Here is a 25,236-nt window from a genome sequence, read left to right on the forward strand (position 1 = left end):
GGATAGAATTATGGTAAATTTTAATCAGTTTTTAAAGCAAGCCCAATCAATGCAAAAAAAAATGCAAGAAGCACAAGAGCAAATGGCAAATGCAAGGTATACCGGTAAAGCAGGTGGCGGGCTTGTTGAAATTATTATCACCGGTAAAGGGGAAGTTGCAAAGATTTCAATTGATGAATCTTTATTAAAATCAGAAGAAAAAGAAATGCTTGAGGATTTAATTAAAGTTGCCTTTAACGATGCTAAACAAAAATGTGATGAAGATTCTCAAAATTCTTTATCAGGAGCTTTAAACGGTATGAGCTTACCGCCCGGTTTCAAAATGCCATTTTAATACGGCGTTTTGCGTCATTCCAGTAAAGCATTGTTGCATGGATCGGTAAAAAATCCACCGTGTTACCCCGTAGCTTGCCACGTGGTCCATAAAAACAATAACAATACTAATAATTTTAGTATTGTTAACTGGATCCAGTGGTCAAGCCACGGGATGACGTCTCTCTTAATGTGACACAAATGCGGCATGACATGGATGGAATCAAGCCACGCAACAACACTTTCTAAGTGCTATAAACTTCCTTGAAAAGAAGTCTAATAATTCAGAATTAATAAATCCTTATCAATCCTGAAACTTTTAAAACGCTCGAGTAGCGACATACCAAGCAGTGAGATATAAAGTTCACCAAGGCCTACATGTCCTTTGATATTCTTAAATTCCGTACCGATTACTACACTATTTAAGGTTATAGGTGCGGCTTTATTTTCACCGTTAGCTGTCAGATAAGTTCTGGTATATTTTAATTTAGTTAAGTCAAAGCCTAATTTTTGGGCATCTTCTTTAGTCAAAGCGATATCACTTGCACCGGTATCTATCATAAATTTTATTTTAACGTTATTTACAAAAGCATTGATATAAAAATGCCCGTCTCCGCTGCGGGCTATAATAATTTCTCCGACTTCAGTAGACCATTTATATGATGGAATTAAAGCAGACATTACCCTATGATAAGCATAGTGCAGCTCAAACCTAAAAGCATAACCGGTGATTATAACTAAAAAAATTGCTGCCCACATTGCTAATTGCAAACAAAATCTGCGTATTGCATTTTGGCTAATAGTACTGTAGATTATACTAAATAATATTAATAACGACGCACAAAAACTCCATATATTTTGTAGTTCTTTAAAAAATTTTGGATAATGCTGATTGATATATTTGTATAACAAACCGGTTACAATTACGGTGCTGCAAATTATAAAAATAAGTTTTATAAGTTTTTTATTCATATAAAATAATTTTTAACCTATATAATCAAACCAAAGTACCAGCCCATTTTTAGGTGGGAAACTACCTTTTTGGGTCACTAGAATAATAATTCCAAGTGCTTCTGATGATTTTTTACAATTTAAAGCTTCTTCAAGTATACTAAAACGATATTACCATATCTATAACATTGCACTGGTTTACAACTAGCTTGTTGTTTTTTTAACAAGGTTAAAAACTCATCCCTTGCTCAATTTCAATATTTCCTGAGAATTGACAACCTGTTGTGTGTCTTCAAAAGACTAATAATATTTTTTAAGTATGGTAATTTGAATTTTTCATCAAAATCTAAACTTCCGTGATCTACCATTAATGCAATTGCCGTTGCCAAAACAGATTTTGAAACCGATGCTAACAGAAATAAAGTTTTATCCGTAATAACTCCACTCTTAACTCTCTGATTTCCAAACATTGTTTTATAAATAATCTCATCTTTGTATAAAATTGCAATTGCTCCTCCTTGTAATGCGTCTTTTTGCAATTCGAGCTTTTTATTCATATAGCGATATTATTTTGATTTACAGATATGACACTAAGAAATTAAATACGGGAAAATAATTTATTATACACTTCATTCCGATTTCTTTTCCCAATAGCAAGTACTCTTATCATCTACTTCATACACTAGTCGGTAACCGACTGTGACCTCAACTTTATTTTATATAAGTTATTTCCACCGTTTACTGCATCTTTGGTACGTGTGGTGATTTAAGTCTCTCTGATAACTTCTTTTTAAACTGTTCTTTTATTGTAAAACCTAACTTATTCAATTCTTTATTTGGCAATAGGGATAAATTATAGACTATAAGTCATTTATATCAACCTTGATCGCTGCCTTTTTATCTTTTAATCTAATTTAAGAAAGCTCTAATAAATAATTATCATCTAAAGCTTCAATGATTCTTGCGTATAATTTAGCTGAAATTAAATAAGCAGTCGGTTCATTATTATTTAATAAGGCTATAGGCTCTCACCGCTTGCCTTATCCAATAATGCAGTAGGGCTTTTTTAAATTCTGAGATACTAACTGTTAGATTTGCATAAATATGTTCCATTATTAGACCTATAATTTTATCGTTGTCAAGAAAATCACATCAAATCACCGATATTCTCTAAAAATAACCTAGCTCGATGCGATGCCGGTTTCTTAAAAAACTCCTCCGCAGGCTGATTTGCTAAAATCTGTCCTTGATCCATAAAAATAATACGATCTGCTATTAATTTTGCAAATTTCAAATGGTGCGTAACCACTACCATGCTCATTTGATCTTTTAATAAATTTATATTCTCTATAACATCTTTAATATTTTCAGGATCAAGTGACGAAGTCGGTTCGTCGAATAACAAAATTTCCGGCTTCATCATTAAAGCCCTTGCTATCGCTATTCGCTGCTTTTGTCCTCCTGATAGGCTTGCCGGATATGAGTCAAATTTTTGCGTTAGTTTAAATTTTGCAAGTAATTCCTTTGCCATAGCAATTGCTTGTTCTTTCGGCAATTTTAAAACATTTACCGGTGTATAAATTAGGTTTGCTCCTACAGTTAAATGAGGAAAGAGATTAAAATTTTGAAAAACCATACCGACTTTTAAACAAAGCTTTCTTCTATCTTTTGGCAGTAACTTCTTCTCGTCTACCAAACAAGTACCGCTACTTGGTTCTGCTAAATTATTTAAAATTCTAAGCAGAGTAGTTTTACCGCTTCCCGAAGGTCCAATTATTACAGTAGTCTCCTTGGTAGTAAAACTTAAATTAATATTCTTAATTGCATAATTCTTGCCGTAACGCTTACAAACTTTTTCTAAAATAATCATAAACTAAACCGTAAATCTATAACCGTCATAAAGCGGTTTAACGTTATTTGGAAGCATTTTCGTAATTTCATGATAATCTATTGTATGTCTCATATTAGTTAATAATATCTGCTCAGGTTGATATTTTTCACGCCATTCTAGAACTTTATCAAGCCCTGCATGATTCAGATTTGATTTATAATCCATACAATCTAATATCCATATTTTTATATCTTTTAAAAATTTTTCCGATTCAGGCGGAAAATCGATTACATCGGGCGAATAAACAAAATCACCTATACGCAAGCCCAAACTATCTATAGGACCATGATGTTGTCTAAAAAATTGTATTTCGATAGTATTAATCTTAATTTTATCAAAAAAACTAACAGATTGCGTTGTGAACAGTCGCCCAAGCTTAAATAACTTATTAGTAAATAGATAATCAAATTTTGTATAGAGATTTGCCGTACTATCGTGATCTGTATAGATTTTAAATGGCTTACCTTGCATAAAAGTAAACACCCGTAAGTCATCTATACCGTTAACGTGATCGGAATGATAATGTGTTAATATAGCACAATCAAGCTTATTGATCTTTTCTCGTAATAGTTGATTTCTAATATCAAAACCGAAATCAACTAATATTTGACTATTTTCATCGTTAATATATATTGCTGATCTAGTCCTTTTATTATACTTTGAATGAGATGCACAAATACTGCAATCACACCCGATCACCGGTACGCCTATAGATGCTCCACACCCGAGTACTACGACTTGTAACATAAATATTTAAAATGATGTTTGAAGTTTTTTATAATTTTTACGGCTTAAATCAAGAAATATTCTTATTTTTGAATAAAATTACTAATATCGGCTCTATACCTTATTTTTTAAAAATAATTTCGTTTTGTTTTAATATCGCTAATTTCGCCTTAATATATATTTTATACTGTATATATTTTTATATTCAATTAAAGAAAATTAAAAATGATAATGAACGACAAAATAAATTTTGGCACGGTTATAATAAATTAGTTGAAATCGGTATAATATACGGGGTATTCGGTTTAATTTTTACCGCTCTTAAATTTTTAGTTAATTTTCCTCGCCCTTATTGCAGTCTTCCTGCGGATAGTGTCATGACCATAATAAATACTGCAAATGAAAGATGCTTTTCAAGCTTTCCAAGCAGCCACGCAGCTCTTAGCGTTTTAGTAATATATTTTATTTTGGATTATATTAAATTACCATTAAAAATCTTAATGATTTGTGTTATTATGCTCGTATCTTTATCTCGCATAAGCCTTGCCATGCATTACCCAAGTGATATAATTTACGGCATTGCTATTGCATTTATAACAATACTAATAGGTAAATTAATTTATCGCATCTTTGCAAATAATATAATAAGAAAGGTTGGTGTAATGCTTACTATTATCATTCCACGACTTGATCGCGGAATCCGTTAAAAATATTAGTATTTTTTATTATTTTTATTGGTACCGTGGTCAAGCCACGGTATGACAAATTTGGAACAAATCTATGCTGCTATATCGAAAATACTTTATAAAAAATATCTTACCGCTGCTTATAGTAGTTACTTTTTCATTGACTAGTATAGTATGGATAACACAAATATTAAAACTTTTATACTTATTTGATAAAGGTATAAAAGTTATGGATTTCTTCAATTTAATAGTTCTAGTGCTTCCTACTTTATTATTTATTCTGTTACCAGTAATAACGGTTATTGCAATCATCTATATCTATAATAATTTAAAAGTCGAGCGACAATTAATTATATTACAAGCTTCGGGAGTTAATAATGTACAGTTAGCATTGCCTGCTTTATATGTCGCATTAATAGTTATGCTACTTGCTTATTATATATCTTCTACCATCATGCCGTTATCTCATATAAACTTAAAATCACATTTAAACTTTATAAAGAATAATTATATCTCAAGTATGATTGAAGAGAAAACTTTTAATAAAGTAACGAAAGATATCACTGTTTTTATAGATAAAAAATCAGCAGGAAATATTATGAACGGAGTAATAATATTTGATAATCGCAATGCTGATAATCCATCAGTAGTATTTGCTGGTTCAGGTACTCTTAATATATATGATAACAACCCGATTTTTGAACTTAATAAAGGTCTAAGACAAGAATATGACGTAAACGGTAATTTAACTCAACTAACTTTTGATTCTTTAATGATAAAGCTACAAAATGATAATCATTTAGCATCACAAAGAACTCAACATAATAAAGAAGCAAACGAATATTATATAAGCGAATTACTCGCCCCTACTCATGATTTAGTTATTACTAAAAAAATTAAATTAATTGCTGAAGCACATCAAAGAATAATTTGGCCTTTATATAATTTTGTATTACCTTTTTTAGCACTTGCAGTTTTTCTAAGATATCCTTATAGCAAAAAAACAACTTTTATGCCAGTATTATTTTCTACCTTAACAGTATTGCTAGTTACTTCAATTCATTTTATATTGCAAAATTTTGCTTCAAAAAATCTAGATTTTATTTTTGCTTGTTACTCCAATTTGGTTATTGCTTTAACGATCGGATTATATTTATTTGTACGTAAAAGAATATAAATCTATTCTACCTTATTCCACGTTCCACGAAGATTTTGAGTAAAACAATCGATTTTATTTTCCTGCTCGGTAAATTTATTTATTTTAACTGTTAATTCTTTTAAATCTTCCGGTGAATCGGTTATTATAATTATTCTTTTAAACACTTCTACATAGTCCTTAATTTGTAAAATTTTTTCTATAGCTGTAGGTGAAATAATGATAAGCACACTAGCATTATTAGGATTTTGTAACTCATCGGTAATATAAATCGGCTGTTTTTCAGGCTGCGGATCAAGTTTACTACCATGAGGTATAAATTGCTTACGTGAATAAGTCCAAAGATGTTTATTGAGCATCTCTTGTTGATCTGCATCTGTAGTTAATATCACACTTTTAAGATCATAGTGATAGCATTTTTCTATCAGAAGCAATATCGATTTTAAAAGCAATTCATCGCTTGTTTGATAAATACTAAATTGCTGCATGGAATTTTATAATTAATTGTTTATTCAGTTCTATTAATGTATATCAGTATTGTCTGCTCCTTGGACTAACACTTAATAATTTGCTACACTTGTTTTATTGACTATAAATCTCACAAGATTTTCATTTAAATAATTTAGCGTTTCCCCAGTTATATTATTATGTATAACATTTATTGGGAAGTAGTGGTTTGAGAAGAAACTTCTGTCACTTCACTTTCTTCAGTATTGTTGCTGAAAGTAGAACGCATAGCTGTACTCTTATTAAATTAAAAAATTATCTAAAATATTAAGCCGTTTATTTAATATACAAGTAACTTCAAGGTAATTAATAGACTATGAAATTAAATAATTACAAAATTAGAGAAATGGTACGGATGAAGGGACTTGAACCCCCACGCCTCGCGGCACAAGAACCTAAATCTTGCATGTCTACCAGTTTCATCACATCCGCATATGGAAATGTCGTTACCGTAAGTCATTGTTGCGTGGATCGGTTTTTGTGTCTAAGCTACGCAAATTGCATAGCAATTGTACGTCCGCAATCTCAGGAATTTGTTATTATTTTTGAGATTGCCGCACAGCCTACGGCTGCTCGCAATGACATTTTCTGATCCACACAACAATGACATCAAAGTATTTTAATCAAAAAATTATAATACACATCATATAATTTTTGTAAATCGCTAATTTTTGTGTATTCGTTTATTTTATGTGCCGTTTCGGATAATAAACCGAATTCTACTAACGGACAATAATTTTTGACGAATCTTGCATCTGACGTACCGCCGCTTGTAGAGAATTTAGGTTTTATTTTAAGAGTATGCTCTACTACTTTAGCAAATTCTTTTATTTTAGCACTAGGATTCTGAATAAAACTTCCAGCAAAACTACTATATTCTAACTTATAATCTACCTTATATTCTTTGCAATATCGTTTAATAATTTCTTCTACCTGTTTTGCTAAAGTTTCTGCACTATGTAAATTATTAAAACGTATATTGAAAGATGCTTCAGTACTTGCCGGAATTACATTTGAGGTCTCATTACCAACATCAATATTCGTTACTTCAAGATTTGAATTTTGAAAAAATTCAGTACCTTCATCAAGTCTTATATTCGTTAACTCATGCAATATTTTTATTAAGCAAGGCAACGGATTATTTGCTTTATGAGGATAAGCTACATGCCCTGCTAAACCGTCTATATTTAATTTAAAGTTAACACTTCCTCTTCGGCCGATCTTAATTGTATCGCCTATTTCTTTTTCACAAGTAGGTTCACCGACAATAGCAAAATCTACCTTATATCCCTGGTCATAAATATATTGCAGCATTTCTTTAGTGCCATGCTTTGCTTTCCCCTCTTCATCACTAGTAAGTAAGAAACTAATAGAACCTTTAAAACCGGCATTATTTTTTATAAAATCTAAGCTAGCTGCTAGAAAGCACGCTATAGCCCCTTTCATATCCACCGCACCTCTGCCATATATCTTACCATCTTGCTTGCTAGCCTTAAATGGACTCGAATTATGCCAAAGCGCATGATTATCTACCGGCACTACATCTACATGACCAACAAAGCAAATATTAGGCTCATTTCTACCAAAAATAGCATAAAGGTTAGTGACTTGCTCGCTTTTAAAATCGCCGAATATTTTTATTTCGGTCTTAAAGCCGTGCTGTTTAAGCAAATCATCAATATACTCAATAGCACCATCGTTTTCAGGAGTTACAGACTTAAAACCAATCAAATCTTTTAAGTAGTGAATGTACATCAATCATTGCCAAAGTGAATTTAATTTAGCTTCATTATTAGTATAAAATAAAAACAACTCATCTACTCTTAGTGTATCTATTTGCTGGATTTCACTATGTCCATCATAACATTGTAAAACAGTGTTCATCTTTGCGATTCTAGTAGTTTTAGTTAGCTCTCGTCCATATAATGTATTAAACATTAACTTTTCTAAATCTTCTTCAGTGTTAATTATATTATTTTCTTTTATATAATTAACAACTTCAGTTAAAACACCACCTGCACCACAAAAATGATCATAAACAGTTTCTCCAAACTTTGGATCAATTAGGGTAATAATTGTTTTGATTATATTTCTCGGTGTAGAATATCCACCAAAATTATTTTCAATCAAAATAATTTTTCTAGGAAACACTCAAATGCATCACATTTTATATCAGTATCAATTGTAGATAAAATGAGAGGATCGATTGCATCAATAATATGACGAAGAGTATTATTACTTAGAGAAATAGGCGTAAGAACATCACCACCGTATTTATTCTATAACATAGCTATTAATGTAACCGATAATATTATCGTTTGATTGTGCTTTGATATTATTCCACCAAGATTTTTTGTTATTTTCGCTTAATAACTTTAAGAATAATATATTTGCAAATTCGCTAAATCTTTCTATTCCTGCTCGGAGTCCTTCACTTCTTAAAAGATTATTCAAGTTTTTAAATATCGATATTAATTCTTCACGTGATACTTTAACTGCTTTCTGTATATTCCAAACTTCATTACTGTTTGCTTCTAAAAAAACTAATAATTCTTTTTCACGCAGTAATTCCATTACTTCATCACTTTAATATAAGCTCTTTATTATTAGCAACAAAAGCTCAGTTCATTGCAAACACTATAGGTACATCAAGCAATGTTGCATATTCCATTGCTTGATCCAAAGCTCGCCTTAAATCTGCTCATGTTTTTTTGCTTCTATTATTACAATAGGTTTATCATTATTACTTTCATATAAGATATAATCCGGTCTTTTTCCGTTTAATATTGTATGTTCTGTTTTTGATTTTGATTTTTGGAAATAAACATTCTTTTTAGTATCATTATCTATATGCAAGCCCTTATTTACAATGTTATTACTGATAATCCATTCAGTTTTCTGTTCTGCTAACATAAGAATTGCTTAGATATTTTTATTTTGTAATTAATAATTATATCTTCTTACACTTATTATATAAGATTATAAAAGTACAAAAACAACTTTTTAGCTCACTAAAAAATAAATTATCACTATGGATTGACATAGATTTCTGACTTTCTTAATGAGTTTAAATAACTTATTATTATGAGCTTGTTATAACTAATATTAAAATCATTGGTATAAATAATCAATTAAAAAATTAATGAAATCTGGTACTTTTGCCGGTATATTATTAAAATTATTGCTTTTACTTTAGCAATAATTGTCAGCAATAATATTTTGCTAGAAAAATATTATTCTTCTTTTATTTAAATGTAAGTTTACAAACAACTTTTATAGAGTTCGTTAATGACTGTCCCATGACATTCTTCTTTTTATTAATAGGTTTAGAAATGAAATTTCACCTAGTAGAATGTGAATATAAAAATAAAAAAACTATTATTACGTTAGGCAACAGCCATTGGATGTGTGGTAGTTCATGCCTTAATATACATATTTTTTAATTATGATAAACCTGGATTAATAAAAGGATGGGCTGTTCCTATAGCAACCGATACTGCTTTTGTCCTTGGTATTGTATCTTTTTTCAGTCGACATATATCTTTAGAATTACGAACTTTTATTATAGGTTTCTCATTAATTGACGATGCTTTTGCGCCAATTATACTATCCTGATTTTATACTAAAACAATCAATACTCCAGCATTATTAATTTCCTCTGTAATTATATTCATCTTGTTTATATTGAATTATAGACAAGTTAAACAATTATTGTATTCTATAGCTGTAGGTTTATTATTATGGATTAGTATGATGGAGTCAGGTATTCACGGTACTTTATGCTGAGCTGTTATAACACTTTTTATACATGTTAATATAAAGGGAGAATGTAACACTTCTTTTAAAAAACTTGACAACTTAACTCGTCCTTTTGTAAATTACATTATTTTACAGCTTTTTGTATTTATGAATTACGGTATCCTTTTAGAAAATTTTGTATTTAAAGGCACCCGTTCCAACTCAATACTTGCTTTAATTTATGGGATAATATTTGGTTTATTTGTAATGTAAGCAATTAGTTATTATGCTATTTTCATATCCACTTGTAAAATTTAAACTCTGTAATTTATCAAGTGATACCTCATGGTTAAAATTTTACTCTATATCTATACTTGGAGGAATTGGATTTACCCTAAGTTCATTTATAGGTAGTATTACGTTTGATAGTAGTTGTCCTTCAAACTCTATGAGAGCTGCAGTAATAATAGGCTCTTTAATTTCTGCATTATTTGGCGTATCCGTTCTAAAATATTGTACTAGAAAAGAGTAAAGAACCTAAGAAGCTCTACCTTGAGTAACATACCCATTTTCTGACAAGCGTGAGGATCGAAGTCTATAACTAATAGACAAGCCGACGAACAACGAAGAAATTGTTGCGTGGACCGATGAAATCCAAGGGGTCCATAAAAACAATAAAAATACTAATAATTTTAGATTTTTAACTGGATCCCGTGGTCAAGCCACGGGGATGACAGAGATGAAACTGATCCTCACAACAATGCTAATAACGAAGCACAAAGTGGGGATCAGTTTACTATACTCATTAAATAACGATTATAGGATTTTAATAACACATCATATTTTTGTTTGAAAAAAACAGGATATTGTACTATATAGATATTATTGGAAGAAGGAATCTCTTTTTCAAGCTTATTTAGCATAAAAGGCATATTATAATTATATTCTACTAAAATTACTGAAGCAAGATTGTAAGTTACAATAAAATCAACCGCTTTCTTAATATTATCTTCTTCAGACATTATTTTATTCGGAGCAAGTATTACCTGCTGTTCTATAACATTACGTTCCTTTAACAAATTTCTTAATTGCTCTGTAGATTCTATACCGATAATAAATAATATAGGTGCATAGCCTGCTTTGAGCAAAGCAATACCGGTTTCAATTTTATGTCCTCCTCCTGCAAATACTATTATTGCATTAGTGGTATTACTATTGAACTTATAAGAATTTATTAAATATAAAAAATAACCAATACCACCGACCCAAAGAGCAAAAATTGCTAAAATTGTGAGTAAAAATTTTCTGATCATTTAAATATTTTATTAAATTCATTTTGAATAATTTTATCAAATTCAGACATTTCAATATGAATTCCTAACTGATTTAAAGATGTTACTAAAGAATTTTCAAGTCCACAAGGAATAATCCCTCTAAACTTACTTAAATCTGTTGAAATATTTATAGATACACCGTGATATGTAACCCATTTTCTTACTCTGACACCTATTGCAGCAATTTTAGCAAATTCATCTTTTCTTACTTTTACCCAAATTCCTACTTTATCTTTAATAAGATATGCTTTAATTCCAAAATAATTTAAGCTATTTATAATCCATTCTTCAAGCATTCTTATATATAGCTTTAAATCTTTGTGTCGATTTGGTGAAGCTAAATTAAGAATTGGATAAATAACACGCTGACCCGGTCCATGAAAAGTAAATTTACCGCCACGTCCTGTGTAAATTACAGGAATATCACCGTAATTTAATAATTCTTCTTGTTTATAATTAGTACCGGCTGTATATACTTCCGAATGTTCAACTAAATAAACAACTTCCAGCTCATTATCACTAATTACTTTATTAACGTAATCTTCCATTAATTTCAAAGTAACCCGATAATCCATAAGATTCGGTATAGTTATAAATTGTAGCATATTATAAATGTGTCATATTAATTACTTAACTCAGATTTATATTTCAATATTAATGCATCTAAAATTGCTATGGTTTCAGCATCCAAATCGCCGGAAAAATTACTAGGACGAAAATGCATTTGAAACGAAATTATAACATCTTTCATTTTAGAATCTAAAATTCCAGTAGCTTCAAGCTTATAACCGTATGTAATAAATTTTTGCTGAATTGCTGCAATATTGGTTATGTCGATTTGCGGCAATAGATCGTTAAACACTTGTTCATCATACCATGCTCCAATATCGTTATTATATAATAGTTTCCAAGGAAATAGCGGACCAGGATCCTGTTTTCTACCTGGAGCAATATCAGAATGCCCGACCACTCTAGTAGGTTTAATATCATATTTAGCGATAATCTGTTTACACAAACTTATGACACTATTAATTTGCCTTTCCGCATATGGTATCCAAACTATATTATTATTTTTTGTATTTATTTCAAATGCAGGATTTACGATTTCAATACCAATTGATGTATCATTAATACGCTCATGACCTTGCCAGTAACTTACTCCAGCATGCCATGCTCTATCATGCTCTTCTACTAATTGAAATATATGTTCAGGGTTTTCATTGTTTATTAAATAATGGCTACTTAACTTTTCACCGGTTAGAAAATCTAAAGACTGCTTAAAATCACACTGTGTATAATGTAGCACTAGGAATTTAATACGTTTATCAAACCCCACAGATCTATAAGATATTTTATCGATTACGATCATAGTTTAAAAGATGTTAATCTTAGTGAAAAACGGCTTTATTGCATTGCTCTTATGTCATTCCTAGCTAGAAGCAGGAATCTAGAAAAAAATATAAATACAGCAAATTTTTGAAATTAAAAGCTTAGGTTATCTTGCTTTATGATGGATTCTGCTTCTAGCTAGGAATGACATAAAATGATCCCCGGTATAACAAAAAAATCTTGATGGTGCCGGATATCGGATTTGAACTGATGACCTACCGCTTACAAGGCGGTTGCTCTACCACTGAGCTAATCCGGCATATTAATATGACTACAAAAGAAAAGATGTGTGCAAAAATGCCCTGATGTCACTCCTGCGAAGCAGGAATCCAAAAAAGGCATAAATATAGCAAATTTTGAAATTAAAAGCCCGATTTATCTCGCTTTACACTAGATTCCCGCTTTTGCAGGAATGACATCAAGTAGGTCTTCAATCCGCGTAACACGCAAGCATCATGTAGCAATAAACTAAGCTTCTTTAGCTTCCTGTTTACTTGATCTAGCTTTGCGGTTTTTTGCTTTAACATCCATTTCTTTTTTAACTTTCTCAGGAAGAGTAAGACCAGCTTGCTCAATAAATTTTGCGACTCGTTCAGTTGGTTTAGCACCGGTGCCAAGCCAATATTCTATACGATCTTTTTTTAAAACCACACGCTCACTATTATCTGAAGCAAGCATCGGATTATAAGTTCCGACTTTTTCTAAAAAGTCACCGTCACGAGGTGCTGCTGCGTTAGCTATTACTACACGGTAAAAAGGACGCTTTTTAGCACCGCCTCTAGCTAAACGAATTTTTACTGCCATATATTACTTACAATTATTTTATTTTTTCTTCTTTAAAAAGAACATGTTTTCTAACTACTTTATCATACTTACGAAAAGAAAGCTTCTCGGTTTGGGTTTTTGGATTACGTTTTTTTACCCAAAAAACACCTGTTCCAGCAGTACTTACTAGCCTTACCAAAACATTTTTATTCTTCTTTGCCATTAGCTGACACCTTAAATCAAGATATTATTTTATTATTAAGGAAGGCAGAATAAAACGAAATTGAAAAATAGTCAAGTAAAATGAAATAATTTAACCTGCATTGCCTAAAATGATATCATTTCCGCAAAAGCGGGAATGATATCAAAACGTTATGCTCCCCTAGGCAATACCTATTCACTACCGTCCAAATAAGCGTTCGATATCCTTAAGCTTCAACTCAATATAAGTAGGTCTGCCGTGATTACATTGACCTGAAAACGGCGTATTTTCCATTTGACGCAGTAAAGCATTCATTTCATCTGCCGACAATTTTCGTCCTGCTCTAATAGAGTAATGACAGGCATAAGTTTCTGTCACATGCTCTATTAACTCCGTCAAAGCTATATTCTCACCGAAATCCGATAAATGATCAGCGAGATCATGAATTAATTTTTGTACGTTGACATCTCCAAGGATATTTGGAATTTCAGTCACTATAATAGATTTCTCACCGAATTTTTCTAGAGTTAAACCAAGTTTATATAGTTTTTCTCTATTTTCATATAAAGAATCTGCGTTTCTTTCATTTGGCAGTTCTACTATCTCAGGAATAAGCAAACGCTGTCTTATTAACTCTTCCGTTTTAAGGTAATCTTTTATTTTTTCATATCCTAAACGTTCATGTGCTGCATGCTGGTCGGTAATTACTATACTATCTTCGGTTTGTGAAATAATGTAAGTAGTATGAAGTTGTGCTTTAGCTGCACCAAGTTTATATTGTTTATGGGCTTGCTGCTCACGTTCTATACGCCTTTCTACTTCTTGTTCTATTTTAGCGTGCGGTAATGTATCGATTAGTTTTTGACAATCAGTATTTGGCGTAGATTTAAAACTAGGCGACATAGCAGGTCTATAATCTGTAGGTTTGCTATTCACGCTTACAGCTTTACTTACTGATGGTTGTTTGTTAACTAAATGATTTTTAAATAACTGAAGAGCATCAGAGGCGATAGTAGTAGAAGTAACATGGCTTGTATTTGTTAAAGCATTTTTAATCGCTTCTATTAATAAGTTTCGTACATAATTCGGGTCATGAAATCTAACCTCTGCTTTTGCCGGATGTACGTTAACGTCAACAAGCTGCGGATCGATTTGTAAGAATATAGCACACAGCGGATAACGATCACGAGCTAAATAATCCTGATATGCTACCCTTAAAGCTACTTGTAGCAACTTATCTTTTACCGGTCTATTATTGATAAATAAAAACTGATCTTCACTTGAAGCTCTATTATATGTCGGGATACTAGTATAGCCGCAAATAGAGAAATCAGGAGTTTTGAAATCTATATAAGCAGCATTTTTTATAAAATCATCACCTATTACATCAATTATACGCTGTTTTAGGTTAGTTTCTACATCTTTATTGTGTCCTTTAAACTTTAACAGATTTCTGTCATCATGCGTTAAGCTAAAAGAAATTTTAGGATGTGCTAGAGCGATTTTCTTAACCACGTCTACTGTTGCTACAAGCTCAGTTTTGTCGGATCTAAGAAATTTTAAACGTGCAGGTGTTGCGAAAAATAAATCACGTATCTCTATTTTAGTACCTTCATTATGAACAGAAATAGTAACTTGTTTTTCATTACCACCGATTAACTTAATCTGAAATGCTTTGTCATACCCTTGTTTCTTAGAAGTAATTAGCATTTTGCTAATGGCAGCAATAGACGGCAATGCTTCACCTCGAAAACCGAAAGTATGAATATTTAGGAAATCGCTTTCATCAAGCTTAGAAGTTGTGTGACGTTCAACGGCAATTTCTAATTCCTTATCAGTCATACCGATACCGTCATCGGAAATAATGATTAGATTTTTACCGGCACGTTCTAAAATAATATCTATTTTTGTACTACCAGCATCAACAGCATTTTCAACTAATTCCTTTACTACCGATGCGGGTCTTTCTATAACCTCACCGGCAGCAATTCGGTTTATAGTATTTTCTGAAAGAAATTTGATAGTCATTTTGTTACTAATTTAAATTTCTTACTACAATATGGGCAGATAACTTCCTTTTTTTCCTTATCTATCTCTAAATAAATTTTTGGATGGTCATATGGAGGTTCTTTGCCATGGCAAGATACAGATACATCAACGCTATTAACAATTTCCATAGATTTATACATTATTTCTTTAAGTAAAATCTAATATAAGTTACTTTTAAATAAAAGACAAATACTACTTGATTAACTATGTCATGCCGTGGTTTGTACCGGCTAAATCGTCATTGCAAGCAGCCGTAGGTTGCGTGGCAATCTCATGAAATAATAACAAAACTCCTGAGATTGCTTCGTCAATTGCTACGCAATTCCCTCGCAATGACGGTTTAGCTTACAAGTCACAGAATGACACACGACAGGAGGTAAAATGAAAGACAAAGTAGCAGTAATTACCGGTTCTACTAGCGGTATCGGGCTTGAGATAGCAAAACATTTTGCAAAACTTGAGTCTAAAATAGTTATTAACGGTTTTGAAAAAAAATGAAGTAGCCAAAATTTTAGCAGAATTGAAAAAGCTTGGTACAAGTAGCGCATTTTATCAAGGAATAAATTTGGTAAAACCTGAAGAAATACGTTCTATGTTTGAGAAAATAATAAAAGAATTCGGTAAAATAGACATATTAGTAAATAATGCCGATATTCAGATCGATAGGAGCAACATGCTGAATACCGGCATTATTTACTAATATGTCTCATGTTGCTCCTATCGATGAATTTCCTGAAGATAAATGGGAGCAAATTTTGCGTATAGATTTAATATCCTCTTTCTATACTACAAAATATGCAATACCGATTATGAAAAAAATGGCTTTGGACGAATTGTTAACATTGCTTCCGCTCATGCATATGTCGCATCACCTTTAAGTCGACATATGTAGCAGCAAAGCATGGTATCATTGGGCTTACCAAAACCGTTGCTTTAGAAGTGACTGAGAATAATATTACAGTTAATGCTATCTGTCCCGGTTACGTCAACACACCGCTCGTGCAGAATCAAATAGCAGATACTGCTAAAGCTAGGCATATCAGTGAAGAATCAGCGTTAATGGATGTAATCCTTAAATCCCAAGCTACGAAAAAATTTGTAGAAGCTGATGAAATAGCAAACTTAGTAATATTCTTATGTGATGAAAAAGCATCATCAATAACAGGTAGTGGACTCTTGATAGATGGCGGCTGGACGGCGCAGTAGTTTTTAATTCCTAGTATTTGTTAGTTATTGAGAAATAACTAACAATAAAAACTTATTGCAAGAATTTAATTTACCCCTTTACACTTGAAATAAATCAAAATTTATTCAAGGAGGAATTTATGCAAAAAAAAAACATCTACATTTTCAAACTGAAGAAATTACATAGAGTAAAAAATACCAAATTAATTTATTTTAAAGATGAACTTGGTAGACCCATAGATGGGCAGTTAGTTATATGATAAGTTAAAGAAGTAAAAGAAAAAGAATTTTGTAGATCCATAGAAGTTGACGTATATGATCTTAATGCTACAAATTGGAGAGGTAGGTGATTTTGGAAAAGTAGTATTAGATGAGAATATTAAGCTTGATGAAACTATTCTTCAAAAAAATGGTAAATTCTTAGATGTTAGAAGGCAAAGCTTTACAAAATCAAAATCAGTTTATACAAAAAAGTATCGGAGTTTATCATTTAAGTACTTCTACATACATAAAATATTTTGATAGAAGATATTAAGACTTCAAGAGGTGTTATGAATCTTAACACAAAGCACGTAAAAAGTGCTCTTAAAGATATCAGAGAAGCTGCAAAAATATGAGAAAAACTACGAAAACAACAAGAAGAATAGAAATTTATGGGAATTAAAAAACCAAAAGGTGCTAAGCTTACAAAAAGTAAGAATTCCGGTAGTTCACACTAGAGGATAACTAGATTATAAGTGCTTGACCATTATAACGTATATATTATACGACCAAATTAATATGCACGTTATAATAGTCATAATAAATATATGAAAAGGATTTATGAATTAGTAATTAAAAAATCACTTGCAAGAAAATAGGTAAATTGTTTTTATAGAATGAGCCTCTCAAGTCGGTAAAACTACTTTAGCTAAAAAAGTAATAGATAAAAATTACTACTTAAATATAACCCTATCGTGACTTTTGATGAGCTACATAAATTCTCAAACTTGCAAACTTTTTAAAAGAATTTAACGATGTTTATGCAGAACAAGCTTACATTATAGTTACCAGCAGCTCAAAGCTTGGAGTATATAAAAAAGGCGGTGATAGTATGATGGGAAGATATTTTCCATATCGTATACACCATTTGACACTAGCTTAAGTAATAGAAAAATTTAATAGTCTAACCAAAAAAATATCTGAAGAACAATTGGAATCCTTATTTAAATTTGGTGGTTTTCCTAATCCTTATCTTAAGAATTCTTCCAAATTTTGGCATGTATGGAAGAACAAGTAAAAATACTCAGCTTTTTAAAGAAGATATTAGAGAGTTAACACAAATACAAGGATTATCTCAAATGGAAGTCTTAGGAAGCTTTTTGATTTCCTCTATAGGAGGATAAGCATCTTATATCTCTCTTGCAAATAAAATTAAAGTATCGATTCCAACCATTACAAGATGGCTTGAGTAATTTGAGTCGTTTTTTTATAGTTATCGTATTTATCTATATTCCTAGAAGTTTAATAAAAGAGCCAAAATTAATATCTATGGAACTGGTCGCTTATAGAAGATATGGGAGCAAGACATGAAAATTTTATTGCAAATCATTTATTAAAATTCTGTCATTTTTAGAGTGATTTAGGATTAGTAAAAAAAATAACAAACCATGGATGTTAGTTAAAGCTAAAACTTCTTCAAATCAATAATTAAACTCAAATTTAAAATATTTTCAAGAACTTTAAAATTGCCATTTTGCCTTTCAAGTAGTACTTAACATGGAATATAAGGAAATTGATTGCTTCAGTTATAATTATCCTGTAATAGTTCATGCAAAAACTTTCTTATCACAATTAGTTTAAACTTTACACTTTATAAATGATGTAACTTGTCTATAATAACTAATTAGTAATAGTAATTAAGTTATTTAAAGCTCGATGAATAGGTCTAAGTTCATTTTTTTATCTGCTATTTCAGGTAATGTACTCGAATATTATGATTTTACGGTATATTCAGTTTTTTCGCTGATTATTGGACAAGTTTTTTTTCCAGGTGAATCAGAATTCATTAAAACTATTCTAAGCCTTGGAGTATTTGCAGTCGGCTTTCTAACAAGACCGATGGGAGGTATATTATTCGGTTATATCGGCGATAGATACGGTAGACGTATCGCTTTAATAATCTCGATGCTAGGTATGACTATTCCGACCTTTATCATGGGTCTCATACCCTCATATGCAAGTATTGGGATTTATGCCCCTATAACTTTAGTTATAATGAGGCTTATTCAAGGTTTATGTATTAGTGGTGAAGGAACGGGAGCGGCTATTTTTATCCTTGAACATAGTCAAAACTTAAGAGCCGGTTTTACGGCAGGGTTAGTACATGGTTCAAATATTGCCGGTACGTTAATTGCCACATTTATCGGTATTATAATTGAACGTTATTTTTCTCATATAGATTTTGCTTGGCGTTTTGCTTTTCTGCTTGGCGGATTTATGGGTCTTGCCGGATTTTACTTGCGATTGCGTGTATCGGAAACACCGATTTTTAAAATGCTTGAGAAAAAGAAACAAGTTATTAAAGCACCTTTTTCTAATGTAATTAGAACTGCTTGGAGATCAATGTTTTTAACTATGTGTATAGGTGCTATCGCTAGTAGTGTTATGTATTTAGTAAAAACTTACATAAATGTTTTCTATTATAATGTAATGCATCTTAGTAATACTATTGCTTTATCATATCTAGCGTATAGTTCATTTATTGCGATGATAGCGATGCCGCTTTCCGGCGGTACTGCCGATATTATCGGAAAATTTAAAATGGCAACGCTTGTTGGTGTTGCTATCTTGATATTAATTTTACCGACCATGTTACTCATGTCAGCAGAAGAGATGTGGCAACAAATCATAGCTCTTACAATGCTTGGTATGCTCGCAGGAAGTATAGCAGGTACGGCTTATATATTCGTTATATCCTTGTTTACGGCAGAACAAAGATTTACTGGTGTTGCTTTCAGCTACAATTTTGCAATAGCAATATTCGGCGGAACTTCACCTATTATTTCCCGTTGGATTGTAGAGCATACAGGCTTATTTTATGCTCCGGCTTTTTATATTATGATCATTGCTGCCGTATTTTTAGTGATTATGTATATGATGAGGAAAGTAATTAAATCCTTGCTTAATAATTATGAAAATAGAAAATAAAGAAATAACAAGTAATTGGTTTACTAATTTACGTGATTTATTGTGCAAAGAATTTGAAAAAATCGAGGAAGAATATGCACAGACAAAATGTTTAAAACCGGCTAAGTTTGTACGTACAAGCTGGCAACGTAACGGCGGTGGTGGCGGTATCATGTCTCTCATGAAAGGAGAAGTATTTGAAAAAGTTGGAGTTAATATATCTACCGTATTCGGTGAATTTTCTCCCGAATTCCGCAGCGAAATTCCAGGAGCAGAGCTAGACGGGAAATTCTCTGCAACAGGTATTTCATTAGTCGCACATCTTAAATCACCTCTAATTCCCGCTATGCATTTTAATACTCGTTATATAGAAACTTCTAAAAGTTGGTTTGGCGGCGGTGGCGATTTAACACCTTTCTATCCGGAAGAAAACGAAACTGAAAAGTTTCATGCAGCTTTTAAAGAAGCGTGCGATAAGTATGATTCTGGTTATTATCCTAAATTCAAAAAGCAATGTGACGAATATTTTTATCTAAAGCATCGAAAAGAGCCGAGAGGAGTAGGCGGAATATTCTATGATTACTTAAATAGCGGTAATTTTGAGCAAGATTTTTCTTTTACGCAGGATGTAGGTATGGCTTTATTATCGGTATATCCTGAAATCGTTAGAAGTAAGTTATTTTTACCTTGGACAGCTGAGCAGAAAGAATACCAACTTATAAGGCGAGGTAGATATGTAGAATTTAATTTGCTATATGACCGCGGTACTAAATTCGGCTTAATGACCGATGGAAATGTTGAAGCAATATTAATGTCGCTACCACCTGAAGTAAAGTTTAATTGACTTTTTGGAAGTTATATATAGAACCATAACCGAAATATCAAAACGCTATTTCGGTATGTCGAAGCATATGTTAAAAGTGAGAGTATTTTTCACAAAACTGGATCAATTTCACCTTTGTCATCCAGTGGCTTGACCACAGGATCAAGTTAAAATACTAAAATTATTAGTATTTTTTATTATTTTTCTGGACATAGTTAGCAAGACACGGAGTGACACAGTGGATTTTATCGGTCCATGCAACAATGCCTTGCGAGCAGCAGTAAGGCTGTGTGGCAATCTAGAAAACAACTAAAAACATTCTGTAAATCAGAATTTTTTACTTTGTAAGTTTATGCAATAAATAATTTTCTGTTGAGATTACTTTTTTACCGGCTTTATTTTCCAAGGCCGTTTTATCGTTTTTAGCTATATTTCTTCCTATGTTCTTTTCTTCCATTCCTGTTGTATTATTAGTTTCTGCTACATGACGAGTAATAATTCAGCAAAAGCAGTAAAATTACTTCGTTTATGTAATCACGTAAATTTTGATTTTTTAAGCCATTAATATTTTTGTGTTCTTTAATGATTATACATGTCAATTCTTGATGAATAATATTAGTTAATATAACAAATTCACTCTCTTTTGTTATTTCAATGATTTTTCCAAGTAGTCAGTTAATTTATTTCGTGTTTCATGCATCATCATACGTTGCTGAATCCACTTCTCACTACACCCGTATCTTTTCCAATTATCTCTTACTCTATCAATGGACTTTTCTGGATCAGAGATTTACTGCATTCTTTCATAACCAACTTTAGCAAGATATTGTTTAAATGGTTCTGCTTTTGGAGACGGAATAGATTGTATAATACGAAGTAATGATTATGTATTTGCACAGTCTGTTTGATAATGTTTACCATTTAACTGAGATAGCAAAATACTATTTTGGGTCGTAAGAGAACCTCTCAATCAACTTGATATCTGTGTCGACCATAAAATGACTCTATCCTCTGCTTTATTTTGGTCGGGGTTAGTAATATAGTTATGTCCAAGGTTTTTAAAGTCTATACTTTAAACATAAAGGCTATTATGGCTATCGTTTATGGTTTTCTTACTTCCAAAAAAACCACCAAGTGTTTATTTCTCTTCGGTGGTTAAAACTTGAGCAATTTAAGTTTGTGTCCATATGTTCAACCAAAATACCAAAACCCTATCTGAACTCGTAACAGGGTTTACTTCAAAAGAAAATTTATAAATTCTAAAATTGAGATAGGAGAGCTGTTAGAAAGACTCTTGAAAAAGAGAGATATCGACGCAATGGAGAAACGCTTAGAAGAACTAAAAGCAATATTTGGTATTGCCAAAATATATATGAACAGGCATTGCTTTCATTTATATCATTATTACTATTTAATATTTTAAGTTGTATTTATAGATACTGTGGTCAATCTATGGCGACAGAACAGAATAAGTATTAATCAAATGGTTTCACTATAACCATTATTACTGCAATAACCATACAAATAGCTGGAATTTCATTAACTATACGGTAAAATTTTTCTGAATGGATATTTTTGCCGTTTGCAAAACATTTCCGCCATCTTACAAGTAAACCGTGAAATATCACTAAAATTAACACTGCAAACATTTTAATGTGAAACCAAGTATCAAGAGCAACAAACCCATAAATATGAGCATTTATTAAACCGAATACAAATGTGCTAATCATTGCCGGATTCATAATAAATCTGAGTAATTTTAGCTCCATTACTTGTAAAGTACTATCCAGTTCACTACCTGTTTTAGCTTTGGTATGATAAACATATATTCTAGGCAAATAAAGAAGTCCTGCCATCCAACATATAGCAGATATCAGATGTACTGACTTAAACCATAGATAGTAACTTGCCATTCTTTTCCTTATTAATTTGTTAATTTACATAAACATTTAGTAAATTCGCTTGGACATATTCTTGTACTAGAACTACTCGTGACTAAATTAGTATCAACCTTATTGATAAATCGTAGCAATATATTTGTCAAACTATTAATAAAAATTTTATTTGTTCCAAGTGTCGGAATTCGAGTATATTGAATTTCATATTTATCTGCGATTAATTTATATTCAATATCAAGTTCTACTAGTGTTTCAACATGCTCGGATACAAATGATATAGGTACGATAATTATGTTTTTTTTTAACTTTCCTGCTAGCTCTATTTCATTTTCCGTATTTGGTTTTAACCACTCTATATGTCCTACTCTACTTTGGTAAGTTATCTTATAATCTAGATCTTTTATATTTAATTCTTTGACTATTGCTTTTACAGTTTCTTTTATCTGAAAACTATAAGGGTCACCTGCTTTTATTATTTTTTCTGGTAACCCGTGAGCAGAAAATAATACACGAAAATTTTTATCGTTGAGTTTTTCATTAATCAATGAAACATGGGTTTTTATAAAATGTTCTTCTGTAGGATAACAACAAATTGTTTTAATTGGAATATCAATATCAAGGTTTTGTAAAAAATTTTTAACCGATGATCCTGTCGTAGTACTTGAAAATTGAGGATATAGAGGCAATAATATTATTTCACTCGGATTATATATTTTTATTTGACCTATTACTTCTTTAGCAAACGGTGCTGAATATCTCATATTTATAAAAATAGCAAAATCTTCTTTTATAAGTTGTTTTAACTTTTCGGTTAGTGCTAATTTCTGCTCCTCTGTTTCCTGAAGTAAAGAAGATTTACCACCGATTAAAGAATAAATTTTTTGAGATTTTTTCTCTCTAGTGATAGAAATTATTTTTGCAATAATATATCGTAATGGATTCGGTAGATTAATTATAGCTTTGTCATAGAACAGATTAAACAGAAAATACTTCACTGATTTAAGGTCTTTTGGACCTCCTAAATTAAAAAGTACTATTGCTATTTTTCTTCTTTTATTCACAAGACCTAATACACTCTGTTAAAAATTCTACATTTTCCGGAGGTGTTTTAGGCAAAATACCATGTCCTAAATTAAAGATAAAATTCTTTCCTTTCATTTCCTGAATAATTTTATAAGCTTTTTCTTTGATAATTTCTTTATTAGTTAATAATACAACAGGATCTAAATTACCTTGTACTATTACCTTGTCACTCCACTTTTTCATTTTTTCAAGAGGGACCATTTGATCTACAGCTAAAATATCTACTGGTACTTCTTTTATAAATTTTTCGTACAATAATCCAGCTCCTTTAGGAAAAGCAATCATAGGAATTTTTGGAAAAACTTCTTTTACTTTCAGTATAATCTTTTTTGTCGGCTCTATTACAAATTTAGTAAACTCATCTTCTGGAAGTACTCCTGACCATGAATCGAAAAGCTTTAAGACATCTGCCCCAGATTTTGCCTGATTTATAAGATGATCAGCTGTTTTTTCCGTAATAAAATTTAATAATTCTTTAGCAAGTATTTTATTTTCATATATAAATTTTTTGCTCGTTTTAAAATCATGTTTTCCTTTTCCTTCTAGCATATAACTCATAACTGTCCAAGGACTACCTGCAAATCCTATTAAAGAAGTGGTGGAAGTTAAGTCTGCTTTTACTTTTTTTATTATTTCGTAAACTTTCCCTAATTTATTATTCGGATTGCTTTGTAGATATTTAAAATCTTCTTGTGATTTAAACTGCTTTAATATAGGTCCTATATTTTCTTTAAAATCTATTTCCCATCCAAAAGCATGAGGTAAAACTAATATATCAGAAAAAATAATAGCTGCATCGAATCCATAACGTTTTATCGGTTGTAATGTTACTTCCGTTGCTTTGTTAACATCATAACAAAAATCTAGAAAATTTTTTGTTGTTTCTCTTACTTTTTTATATTCTGACAGATATCTGCCTGCTTGACGCATAAACCAAATAGGTATTTTATTATTATTTCCTTTCAACGGATTTGAAATTTGATTCATACTAAATACTAAAATAATAAATATATTTATTATTGTTGTGTATGTAAACAGAATTATGTAAGTTAAATGTTTTAAACAGAGTTATCAACAAAATTTTTATTAAAATATTCTTAAAAATATAGGTATTTTAATTATTATTCACATAAGTTTATAATGAATTTATACAAGTGGATAATTAAGTGTAAAATTCATTTATATCTTGGAAAAGACTATTTTTTCAAAGAAAAATGATATTTATTCACAATTTTATCCACAAACTATTTATTTAAAAGAAAGCACACTAGATTTACTTGATTTAATAAGGATTTGAGGAAATTTTTTAATAGATTTTAATAGTAAAAATAATAAGTTATTAAAAAATTTATCCACAATTACATGTGTAAAGT

The 25,236-nt window shown here is 31.0% G+C and carries 31 protein-coding genes, 2 tRNA genes and 2 pseudogenes; 12 read left to right on the forward strand and 23 right to left on the reverse strand.

Annotated features, from left to right (window positions below; all coding sequences use genetic code 11):
* Positions 1 to 10 precede the first annotated feature (10 nt).
* Entirely contained in the window at positions 11 to 334 is a 324-nt protein-coding gene (locus tag A1C_RS05985) for a YbaB/EbfC family nucleoid-associated protein (RefSeq protein ID WP_012150193.1), read from the forward strand.
* Between the two features lie 254 nt (positions 335 to 588).
* On the opposite strand, the gene A1C_RS05990 is transcribed toward A1C_RS05985, so the two are convergent.
* The 5 genes and pseudogenes from A1C_RS05990 to A1C_RS06005 all read right to left on the reverse strand — a co-directional run bounded on the left by A1C_RS05990 (position 589) and on the right by A1C_RS06005 (position 3,901).
* The gene (locus A1C_RS05990; protein ID WP_012150194.1) at positions 589 to 1,284 is read right to left on the reverse strand and encodes a TIGR02281 family clan AA aspartic protease; all 696 of its coding nucleotides are present in this window, start codon (positions 1,282 to 1,284) and stop codon (positions 589 to 591) included.
* Between the two features lie 233 nt (positions 1,285 to 1,517).
* Positions 1,518 to 1,820, reverse strand: coding sequence for a serine hydrolase (locus A1C_RS06285; protein WP_012150195.1), 303 nt, complete (start codon positions 1,818 to 1,820; stop codon positions 1,518 to 1,520).
* A gap of 357 nt (positions 1,821 to 2,177) precedes the next feature.
* Positions 2,178 to 2,376 (reverse strand): annotated as a pseudogene (locus tag A1C_RS09330) (type II toxin-antitoxin system Phd/YefM family antitoxin).
* 34 nt (positions 2,377 to 2,410) lie between these two features.
* The gene (locus A1C_RS06000; protein WP_012150196.1) at positions 2,411 to 3,133 is read right to left on the reverse strand and encodes an amino acid ABC transporter ATP-binding protein; all 723 of its coding nucleotides are present in this window, start codon (positions 3,131 to 3,133) and stop codon (positions 2,411 to 2,413) included.
* 3 nt (positions 3,134 to 3,136) lie between these two features.
* Positions 3,137 to 3,901 (reverse strand): MBL fold metallo-hydrolase, encoded by a 765-nt coding sequence (locus tag A1C_RS06005; RefSeq protein WP_012150197.1) that lies wholly within the window; start codon positions 3,899 to 3,901, stop codon positions 3,137 to 3,139.
* 14 nt (positions 3,902 to 3,915) lie between these two features.
* On the opposite strand from A1C_RS06005, the gene A1C_RS06010 reads away from it, so the two are divergent.
* Both A1C_RS06010 and A1C_RS06015 read left to right on the forward strand, forming a co-directional pair.
* Positions 3,916 to 4,587, forward strand: a complete 672-nt coding sequence (locus tag A1C_RS06010) for a phosphatase PAP2 family protein (protein WP_041816796.1) — start codon at positions 3,916 to 3,918, stop codon at positions 4,585 to 4,587.
* Between the two features lie 73 nt (positions 4,588 to 4,660).
* Complete coding sequence (locus A1C_RS06015) at positions 4,661 to 5,743, forward strand: LptF/LptG family permease (RefSeq protein ID WP_012150199.1); 1,083 nt, start codon at positions 4,661 to 4,663, stop codon at positions 5,741 to 5,743.
* A 2-nt stretch (positions 5,744 to 5,745) separates the two neighbouring features.
* On the opposite strand, the gene A1C_RS06020 is transcribed toward A1C_RS06015, so the two are convergent.
* The 6 genes from A1C_RS06020 to A1C_RS09005 form a co-directional block, all read right to left on the reverse strand.
* A complete protein-coding gene (locus A1C_RS06020; protein ID WP_012150200.1) occupies positions 5,746 to 6,210 on the reverse strand; it encodes a DNA polymerase III subunit chi in 465 nt (154 codons plus the stop codon).
* Positions 6,211 to 6,576: 366 nt separating this feature from the next.
* Positions 6,577 to 6,661, reverse strand: a tRNA-Leu gene (locus A1C_RS06025).
* A gap of 177 nt (positions 6,662 to 6,838) precedes the next feature.
* A complete protein-coding gene (gene dapE / locus A1C_RS06030; protein WP_041816797.1) occupies positions 6,839 to 7,984 on the reverse strand; it encodes a succinyl-diaminopimelate desuccinylase in 1,146 nt (381 codons plus the stop codon).
* Positions 7,985 to 7,987: 3 nt separating this feature from the next.
* Positions 7,988 to 8,359 (reverse strand): N-6 DNA methylase, encoded by a 372-nt coding sequence (locus tag A1C_RS08995; RefSeq protein ID WP_232279114.1) that lies wholly within the window; start codon positions 8,357 to 8,359, stop codon positions 7,988 to 7,990.
* 144 nt (positions 8,360 to 8,503) lie between these two features.
* Positions 8,504 to 8,803 (reverse strand): hypothetical protein, encoded by a 300-nt coding sequence (locus tag A1C_RS09000; RefSeq protein ID WP_012150204.1) that lies wholly within the window; start codon positions 8,801 to 8,803, stop codon positions 8,504 to 8,506.
* Positions 8,804 to 8,920: 117 nt separating this feature from the next.
* Positions 8,921 to 9,142, reverse strand: coding sequence for a hypothetical protein (locus A1C_RS09005; RefSeq protein WP_012150205.1), 222 nt, complete (start codon positions 9,140 to 9,142; stop codon positions 8,921 to 8,923).
* 386 nt (positions 9,143 to 9,528) lie between these two features.
* On the opposite strand from A1C_RS09005, the gene A1C_RS09160 reads away from it, so the two are divergent.
* Both A1C_RS09160 and A1C_RS09165 read left to right on the forward strand, forming a co-directional pair.
* Positions 9,529 to 9,672: a hypothetical protein gene (locus A1C_RS09160; RefSeq protein WP_157211913.1), complete on the forward strand. Its 144-nt coding sequence runs from the start codon at positions 9,529 to 9,531 to the stop codon at positions 9,670 to 9,672.
* A pseudogene (locus A1C_RS09165) lies at positions 9,629 to 10,499 on the forward strand (Na+/H+ antiporter NhaA). The gene A1C_RS09160 and the pseudogene A1C_RS09165 overlap by 44 nt, the downstream one beginning before the upstream one ends.
* Before the next feature lie 256 nt (positions 10,500 to 10,755).
* On the opposite strand, the gene A1C_RS06060 reads toward A1C_RS09165, so the two are convergent.
* From A1C_RS06060 to A1C_RS07485, 8 genes are all read right to left on the reverse strand, one after another.
* Positions 10,756 to 11,280: a YdcF family protein gene (locus tag A1C_RS06060; protein WP_012150208.1), complete on the reverse strand. Its 525-nt coding sequence runs from the start codon at positions 11,278 to 11,280 to the stop codon at positions 10,756 to 10,758.
* Positions 11,277 to 11,906, reverse strand: a complete 630-nt coding sequence (lipB, locus tag A1C_RS06065; RefSeq protein ID WP_012150209.1) for a lipoyl(octanoyl) transferase LipB — start codon at positions 11,904 to 11,906, stop codon at positions 11,277 to 11,279. Before lipB ends, A1C_RS06060 begins: the two co-directional genes overlap by 4 nt.
* 17 nt (positions 11,907 to 11,923) lie before the next feature.
* A complete protein-coding gene (locus A1C_RS06070) occupies positions 11,924 to 12,670 on the reverse strand; it encodes an N-acetylmuramoyl-L-alanine amidase (protein ID WP_012150210.1) in 747 nt (248 codons plus the stop codon).
* Positions 12,671 to 12,874: 204 nt separating this feature from the next.
* A tRNA-Thr gene (locus A1C_RS06075) sits at positions 12,875 to 12,949 on the reverse strand.
* Between the two features lie 209 nt (positions 12,950 to 13,158).
* Entirely contained in the window at positions 13,159 to 13,494 is a 336-nt protein-coding gene (gene rpsP, locus A1C_RS06080) for a 30S ribosomal protein S16 (RefSeq protein WP_012150211.1), read from the reverse strand.
* A gap of 13 nt (positions 13,495 to 13,507) precedes the next feature.
* On the reverse strand, positions 13,508 to 13,678 hold the full coding sequence (gene rpmG / locus A1C_RS06085) for a 50S ribosomal protein L33 (RefSeq protein WP_004997072.1): 171 nt from the start codon (positions 13,676 to 13,678) through the stop codon (positions 13,508 to 13,510).
* A 177-nt stretch (positions 13,679 to 13,855) separates the two neighbouring features.
* Positions 13,856 to 15,685, reverse strand: coding sequence for a DNA mismatch repair endonuclease MutL (gene mutL / locus A1C_RS06090; RefSeq protein ID WP_012150212.1), 1,830 nt, complete (start codon positions 15,683 to 15,685; stop codon positions 13,856 to 13,858).
* Positions 15,682 to 15,846 (reverse strand): zinc-finger domain-containing protein, encoded by a 165-nt coding sequence (locus A1C_RS07485; protein ID WP_088124006.1) that lies wholly within the window; start codon positions 15,844 to 15,846, stop codon positions 15,682 to 15,684. Before A1C_RS07485 ends, mutL begins: the two co-directional genes overlap by 4 nt.
* A 241-nt stretch (positions 15,847 to 16,087) precedes the next feature.
* Between A1C_RS07485 and A1C_RS09170 the strand changes: the two genes are divergently transcribed.
* From A1C_RS09170 to hemF, 7 genes are all read left to right on the forward strand, one after another.
* Positions 16,088 to 16,204: an SDR family NAD(P)-dependent oxidoreductase gene (locus A1C_RS09170; RefSeq protein ID WP_157211914.1), complete on the forward strand. Its 117-nt coding sequence runs from the start codon at positions 16,088 to 16,090 to the stop codon at positions 16,202 to 16,204.
* Positions 16,191 to 16,406: an SDR family NAD(P)-dependent oxidoreductase gene (locus tag A1C_RS09020; RefSeq protein WP_269479058.1), complete on the forward strand. Its 216-nt coding sequence runs from the start codon at positions 16,191 to 16,193 to the stop codon at positions 16,404 to 16,406. The genes A1C_RS09170 and A1C_RS09020 overlap by 14 nt, the downstream gene beginning before the upstream one ends.
* A gap of 1 nt (position 16,407) precedes the next feature.
* Entirely contained in the window at positions 16,408 to 16,584 is a 177-nt protein-coding gene (locus A1C_RS09025) for a hypothetical protein (RefSeq protein WP_232279115.1), read from the forward strand.
* Positions 16,585 to 16,615: 31 nt separating this feature from the next.
* Positions 16,616 to 16,912 (forward strand): SDR family oxidoreductase, encoded by a 297-nt coding sequence (locus tag A1C_RS06290; RefSeq protein ID WP_088124007.1) that lies wholly within the window; start codon positions 16,616 to 16,618, stop codon positions 16,910 to 16,912.
* Positions 16,913 to 17,206: 294 nt separating this feature from the next.
* Positions 17,207 to 17,413 carry a hypothetical protein gene (locus A1C_RS09030; protein WP_012150217.1) on the forward strand — a complete coding sequence of 69 codons (207 nt, stop codon included), beginning with the start codon at positions 17,207 to 17,209 and terminating at the stop codon, positions 17,411 to 17,413.
* Positions 17,414 to 18,808: 1,395 nt separating this feature from the next.
* Positions 18,809 to 20,080 (forward strand): MFS transporter, encoded by a 1,272-nt coding sequence (locus tag A1C_RS06110; RefSeq protein ID WP_012150219.1) that lies wholly within the window; start codon positions 18,809 to 18,811, stop codon positions 20,078 to 20,080.
* Positions 20,064 to 20,903, forward strand: a complete 840-nt coding sequence (gene hemF, locus A1C_RS06115) for an oxygen-dependent coproporphyrinogen oxidase (protein WP_012150220.1) — start codon at positions 20,064 to 20,066, stop codon at positions 20,901 to 20,903. Before A1C_RS06110 ends, hemF begins: the two co-directional genes overlap by 17 nt.
* A 316-nt stretch (positions 20,904 to 21,219) precedes the next feature.
* Here the strand turns inward: hemF and A1C_RS07495 are convergent, their stop codons facing one another.
* The 4 genes from A1C_RS07495 to hemE all read right to left on the reverse strand — a co-directional run bounded on the left by A1C_RS07495 (position 21,220) and on the right by hemE (position 24,850).
* On the reverse strand, positions 21,220 to 21,339 hold the full coding sequence (locus A1C_RS07495) for a hypothetical protein (protein ID WP_012150221.1): 120 nt from the start codon (positions 21,337 to 21,339) through the stop codon (positions 21,220 to 21,222).
* Between the two features lie 1,018 nt (positions 21,340 to 22,357).
* A complete protein-coding gene (gene hemJ, locus A1C_RS06125; protein ID WP_012150222.1) occupies positions 22,358 to 22,795 on the reverse strand; it encodes a protoporphyrinogen oxidase HemJ in 438 nt (145 codons plus the stop codon).
* Between the two features lie 11 nt (positions 22,796 to 22,806).
* Complete coding sequence (hemH, locus tag A1C_RS06130; RefSeq protein ID WP_012150223.1) at positions 22,807 to 23,841, reverse strand: ferrochelatase; 1,035 nt, start codon at positions 23,839 to 23,841, stop codon at positions 22,807 to 22,809.
* Positions 23,834 to 24,850, reverse strand: coding sequence for a uroporphyrinogen decarboxylase (hemE, locus tag A1C_RS06135; RefSeq protein WP_012150224.1), 1,017 nt, complete (start codon positions 24,848 to 24,850; stop codon positions 23,834 to 23,836). Before hemE ends, hemH begins: the two co-directional genes overlap by 8 nt.
* Positions 24,851 to 25,236 lie beyond the last annotated feature (386 nt).

Origin of the sequence: Rickettsia akari str. Hartford, assembly GCF_000018205.1 — a bacterium.
In the GTDB taxonomy this organism is placed as follows: domain Bacteria; phylum Pseudomonadota; class Alphaproteobacteria; order Rickettsiales; family Rickettsiaceae; genus Rickettsia; species Rickettsia akari.